Here is a 4,925-nt window from a genome sequence, read left to right as displayed (position 1 = left end):
GGCCGATCAGCCGCCTGCTGGGCGAGGTCGGCCTGGCCATCATCGTGCGCGTGCTAGGCCTGATCCTGTGCGCCCTGGCGATCCAGTTCATCCTGATGGGCCTGGGCGAGGCCCTGCCGGGGATGTTCGCCGCGGGCGTTACAACGCCGTATCCGGCGGGCGGGCACTGAGCTCTCCTCCCCGTCGGCGTTGCCGATGGGGAGGTGGCGCGGCCCGAATACGGGCCGTGACGGAGGGGGCGGCGCAGGCGTGTGAAGCTGGCCCGCCAATCCCCTCTGTCGGAGCCGCCCCCTCCACCACGCTACGCGCGGTCCCCCTCCCCATCGCCAAGTGGCGACGGGGAGGTGATTAAATCCGCTTCAGTCTCTTCGCATGCCCGCCGACCATCTTCAGCGCCAAGGCGTCGGGCAGGTGTTTGGCCAGCCCCGCCATGACATTGTTCATGACGCCTGGCGTGACCTTGGGTCGATTGGCCTCGCAGGCTGCATAGCCGACCCGGGCCACATGTTCGGCGGTCTGCCACATCCAGGCGGGATAGGCGGAGGACACCTCGCTGCGTGTTCCGTTGACATCGTGAAACTCCGTCAGGGTATAGCCGGGACACAGGGCGGTGACGTGGACGCCGGTGCCGGCCAGTTCCAGATGCAGGCCCTGCGACGCCTTGATCAGGAAGCTCTTGATCGGGCCGTACAAGGTGTCGCCGCCGGTCGCGGGCATCTGGCCGGCCAGGGAGGCGATGTTGAGGATGCGGCCATAGCCCCGCTCGACCATGGCTGGCGCGAACAAGCGCGCCAGGGCGATGGGGGCGGTCAGCATGACGCGGATCATGGCGGCATGGTCCGCAGGATCGGTGTTCAGAAAGCCCGCCGTGCGCGAGAAGCCAGCATTATTGATCAGGCCGTCGATGGCCAGACCCTGACGCACCACTTCATCGAAAAACACAGACGGGGCATCCGGGTCGGCCAGATCCGCTGCAATAACCGTCACCTTTGTGGCGAGCTGATCACGAAGCATCTCTGCGACTGACTCAAGCGCGTGTCCTCGGCGAGCTGTCAGCACCAAGTCCCAGCCTCGCATCGCATACTGCCAGGCCAGTTGCCTTCCGATTCCCGCGGAAGCGCCGGTGATCAGGATCGTCCTGCCGTCGCCAGGCAAGGCGGGGTTCACGTCAAGCCGCGACGGGGCAGGAAGAATGCGGCGCATAGGCCGCCAGCGAGGGCGGGTTCTCGGCCAGCAGGTCGGCGATGGTGATCTTGGACAGGGCGTGGCCGGCGGCTTCGTCGGCGGCGGTCAGGGCCTTGGCGACCTGGCGCGGGATATGCTCGCTGATCGGGCAGCCCTTGGCCCCGGCAGGCGGTGAACCGAGGTGGGCACAACCGTTCACGGCGCGCAGGACGGTGTCCATCGAGATGTCCTCGGGTCGGTGCAGAAGCCAGGCCCCGCCGGACGCTCCGGGCCGCGTGGCGATCAGACCGGCCTTGGCCAGCAGGGCGGTGACGCGCCGCACCACCACCGGATTGGTGGGCACGGAGGCGGCCAGAACGGCGCTGGGCGCGGCTTCGCCCGGACCGTACGCGCCCTTGTGAGCGAGATAGGCCAAGGTGTGGGCGGCGACCGGGAAACGTTGACTGTCGGACATGGTGTGGATCACAAGATAGTCACGACCGGCGGCTTTCACAAATCGCCGGAACCTTCGCAGGTGCAGCACGATTGAACGGCCGTCGGAAAGCGCCTAAAGGCTCGCCGCTCTTGCAATGGGAACCGCATCCTGCGGCGTCCCGGAGGATACTCATGGCCGGGACGTCTTCCCGTGGGTGACGACAGCGCGTCCAACGACGCCAACGCTCCCGCCGCTTCCACACCTGCACACCCCCAACCCGCCCATCCGCACCCCGCGGCGGCGGGCGAGGGCGGCCATGTGAAGGCCGGCAAATGGGGCCTGATCATCGGGGCCATCGGGGTCGTCTTTGGCGATATCGGCACCAGCCCGCTGTACGCCCTGCGCGAGGCCATCGACCACGCCCGGGGCGGCGTCGGCGGCGATCTGGCCGTGATCGGCGTCGTCTCGCTGGCCTTCTGGGCGCTGATGATCGTGGTGACGTTCAAATACGTCTTCTTCCTGATGCGGGCCGACAACAAGGGCGAGGGCGGCACCCTGGCCCTGATGGCCCTGGCCCAGCACGCGGTCGGACGGCGCAGCGCCTTCATCTTCATCCTGGGCGTCGTGGGCGCGGCGCTGTTCTATGGCGACGGCATCATCACGCCCGCCATCTCGGTCCTGTCGGCGATCGAGGGCGTCAAGGATGCGCCGGGCGTCGGCGGACGACTGGATCCCTTCATCGTGCCGGTCTCGGCGGGCATCCTGATCGCCCTGTTCCTGATCCAGTCGCGCGGTACGGCCAAGCTGGCGCGGTTCTTCGGGCCGATTACGGCGGTCTGGTTTCTGAGCCTGGGCCTGCTGGGACTCTACCACATCTTCGACGACATCTCGATCTTGCGGGCCCTGTCGCCGCACTATGGCGTGCAGCTGCTGATCAACGACGGCTTCCTGGGCTTCATCATCCTGGGCAGCGTCTTTCTGGCCGTGACCGGCGCCGAGGCCCTGTATGCGGACATGGGCCATTTCGGCAAAGGGCCCATCCGTATCGGTTGGTTGTACTTCGTCCTGCCCTGCCTGACCCTGAACTATCTGGGTCAGGGCGCGCTGATCCTCGACAATCCGGAGGCGTCTGAAAATCCGTTCTGGAGCATGGTGCCGGAGATGATCTACTGGCCCATGCTGGGTCTGGCGACGGCGGCGACGGTCATCGCCTCCCAGGCCGTGATCACCGGAGCGTTCTCGGTAACGCAGCAGGCGGTCCAGCTGGGCCTTCTGCCGCGCATCGACATCCGTAACACCTCCGAGACCCAGGCCGGCCAGATCTTCGTGCCGGCGGTCAACAGCCTGCTGATGGTCGGTGTTCTGGTGCTGCTGTTTACCTTCCAGAGCTCGCACAATCTGACGGCGGCCTATGGCGTGGCCGTCACCGGGACTATGTTGGTCAACACCCTGATGGCCTATTCGGTCATCACCAAGAAGTGGAAATGGCCGCTGTGGGCCGTGGCGGGGACCCTGATCCCGTTCGGCTTCATCGACACCGTCTTCCTGACGTCCAACCTGCTGAAGATACCGGATGGGGCCTGGATGCCGCTGGTGCTGGGTGCCGCGCTGGTGCTTCTGATGTGGACCTGGGTGCGCGGGACGCAGATCCTGACGACCAAGACCCGCAAGGACAGCCTTCCGCTGGTCGATCTGATCGAGATGCTGAAGGCACGGCCGCCGCACCGCGCGCCGGGCACGGCCATCTTCCTGACCAGCGATCCGGACGTCGCGCCCGTCGCCCTGATGCACAATCTCAAGCACAACAAGGTGCTGCACGAGAAGAACATCATCCTGACCGTTCGCACCACCGAGCGGCCGCGCGTGCCCGACGATCAGCGCATTTCGATGGAGCCCATTTCCGACGACTTCAAGAAGCTGACCATCTCCTACGGCTTCATGGAACAGCCCAATGTGCCCAAGGCCTTGGGCCTGTGCCGCAAACAGGGTCTGAAGTTCGACATCATGTCGACCAGCTTCTTCCTGGGCCGCCGCTCGGTCATCGCGACGGCCACGCGCGGCATGCCCCTGTGGCAGGACAAGCTGTTCATCTTCCTGACCCGTAACGCGGCCAATCCGACCGACTTCTTCCACATCCCGCCCGGCCGTGTGGTCGAGCTGGGCGCGCAGGTGGCCGTATGAGCCGGGATGCCCCGGCGGGCCGGAACTCTTCGGCCCGCGGTCGTCGCATGGCCGACAAGGCTCGGGGCCCCCGCACGCCGCGTGTGGAAGAGCGTGATGAGGCCGCCGACATCGGGGTGGAGGCGCGCGTCGCCGCCGGCATCCTGCTGAATGCTGCTCTGGACGGCCGTGGCGGCATGGATGCGGCCCAGGCGTTTCGCGAGGTGTCGTCTCTGCCCGCGCCCGACCGCGCCTTTGCCCGCGCCGTGGCCATGGCGGCTCTGCGTCGCTTGGGCGAAATCGACCAGATCCTGGATCGCAGGCTGCAGAAGAGCCCGCCGCTGGCGGTGCGGACGATCCTGCGCGTCGCCTTGGCCCAGACCTTGGTGCTGGAGACCCCCGCGTTCGCAGCGGTGTCCACCGCGGTCAAGCTGGCCGAGCGGGACACCAAGACCCGGCCGTACAAGAACCTGGTCAATGCCGTGCTGCGCGGGATCGACCGAGAGGGGCCGGGCCTGACCACGGCCGAGGCCAACCTCCCCGAATGGCTGATCGCCCGCTGGCGCGCCGCCTATGGCGAGGCGACCGTCACGGGCCTGGCCCTGGCCGCGCGCGAGGAACCGGCGACCGATCTGAGCCTGAAGCCCGGCCTGGACGAGGCGGCCCTGGCCGAGGCGCTGGAGGGGGAAATCCTTCCCGGCGGGACGATCCGCACCGGGCGTCGCGGCGATCTGGCGACCTGGCCCGGCTTCGAGGATGGCGTCTGGTGGGTGCAGGATGCCGCCGCCGCCGTGCCCGTGCGCCTGCTGGCTCCCCAGGCCGGAGAACAGGTCGTCGACTTCTGTGCGGCACCCGGCGGCAAGACCTTGCAGATCGTGGCCAGTGGAGCCTCGGTCGTGGCCCTGGACCGATCGGCCCAGCGGCTAAAGCGCCTGCACGAAAACCTGGCCCGCACGGAGCTGAAGGCCGAAGTCGTCGCCGTGCCCGCCGAGGACTGGGAGGACGACCGCAGCTTCGATGCCGTCCTGCTGGACGCGCCCTGCACCGCCACCGGCACCTTCCGTCGCAATCCGGAAGTGCTCCGAGCCACCAAGCCCGCCGACGTCGCCAAACTGGCCGACGTCCAGCACCGCCTGCTGGATGCCGCCGCCGAACGGGTCAAGCC

Annotated in this window: 5 protein-coding genes; 3 read left to right on the top strand and 2 right to left on the bottom strand. The window is 67.5% G+C overall.

Annotation, left to right across the window (positions count from 1 at the left end; translation table 11 throughout):
* Positions 1-170: MarC family protein (locus JHC81_RS13250; RefSeq protein ID WP_292175461.1), on the top strand; the 170-nt coding region annotated here is incomplete at its 5' end.
* 178 nt (positions 171-348) lie between these two features.
* Here JHC81_RS13250 and JHC81_RS13245 read toward each other — a convergent pair.
* Positions 349-1,203, bottom strand: coding sequence for an SDR family oxidoreductase (locus JHC81_RS13245; protein ID WP_292175456.1), 855 nt, complete (start codon positions 1,201-1,203; stop codon positions 349-351).
* Positions 1,169-1,639 carry an Rrf2 family transcriptional regulator gene (locus JHC81_RS13240; RefSeq protein WP_292175454.1) on the bottom strand — a complete coding sequence of 157 codons (471 nt, stop codon included), beginning with the start codon at positions 1,637-1,639 and terminating at the stop codon, positions 1,169-1,171. The genes JHC81_RS13245 and JHC81_RS13240 overlap by 35 nt, the downstream gene beginning before the upstream one ends.
* A gap of 279 nt (positions 1,640-1,918) precedes the next feature.
* On the opposite strand from JHC81_RS13240, the gene JHC81_RS13235 reads away from it, so the two are divergent.
* The gene (locus JHC81_RS13235; RefSeq protein WP_292175460.1) at positions 1,919-3,781 is read left to right on the top strand and encodes a potassium transporter Kup; all 1,863 of its coding nucleotides are present in this window, start codon (positions 1,919-1,921) and stop codon (positions 3,779-3,781) included.
* On the top strand, positions 3,778-4,925 hold a 1,148-nt coding region (locus JHC81_RS13230; RefSeq protein WP_292175452.1), incomplete at its 3' end, for an RsmB/NOP family class I SAM-dependent RNA methyltransferase. The genes JHC81_RS13235 and JHC81_RS13230, both read left to right, overlap by 4 nt.

The organism is Brevundimonas sp., assembly GCF_016463295.1.
GTDB lineage: Bacteria > Pseudomonadota > Alphaproteobacteria > Caulobacterales > Caulobacteraceae > Brevundimonas.
This window is presented reverse-complemented; position numbering and strand designations above follow the sequence as displayed.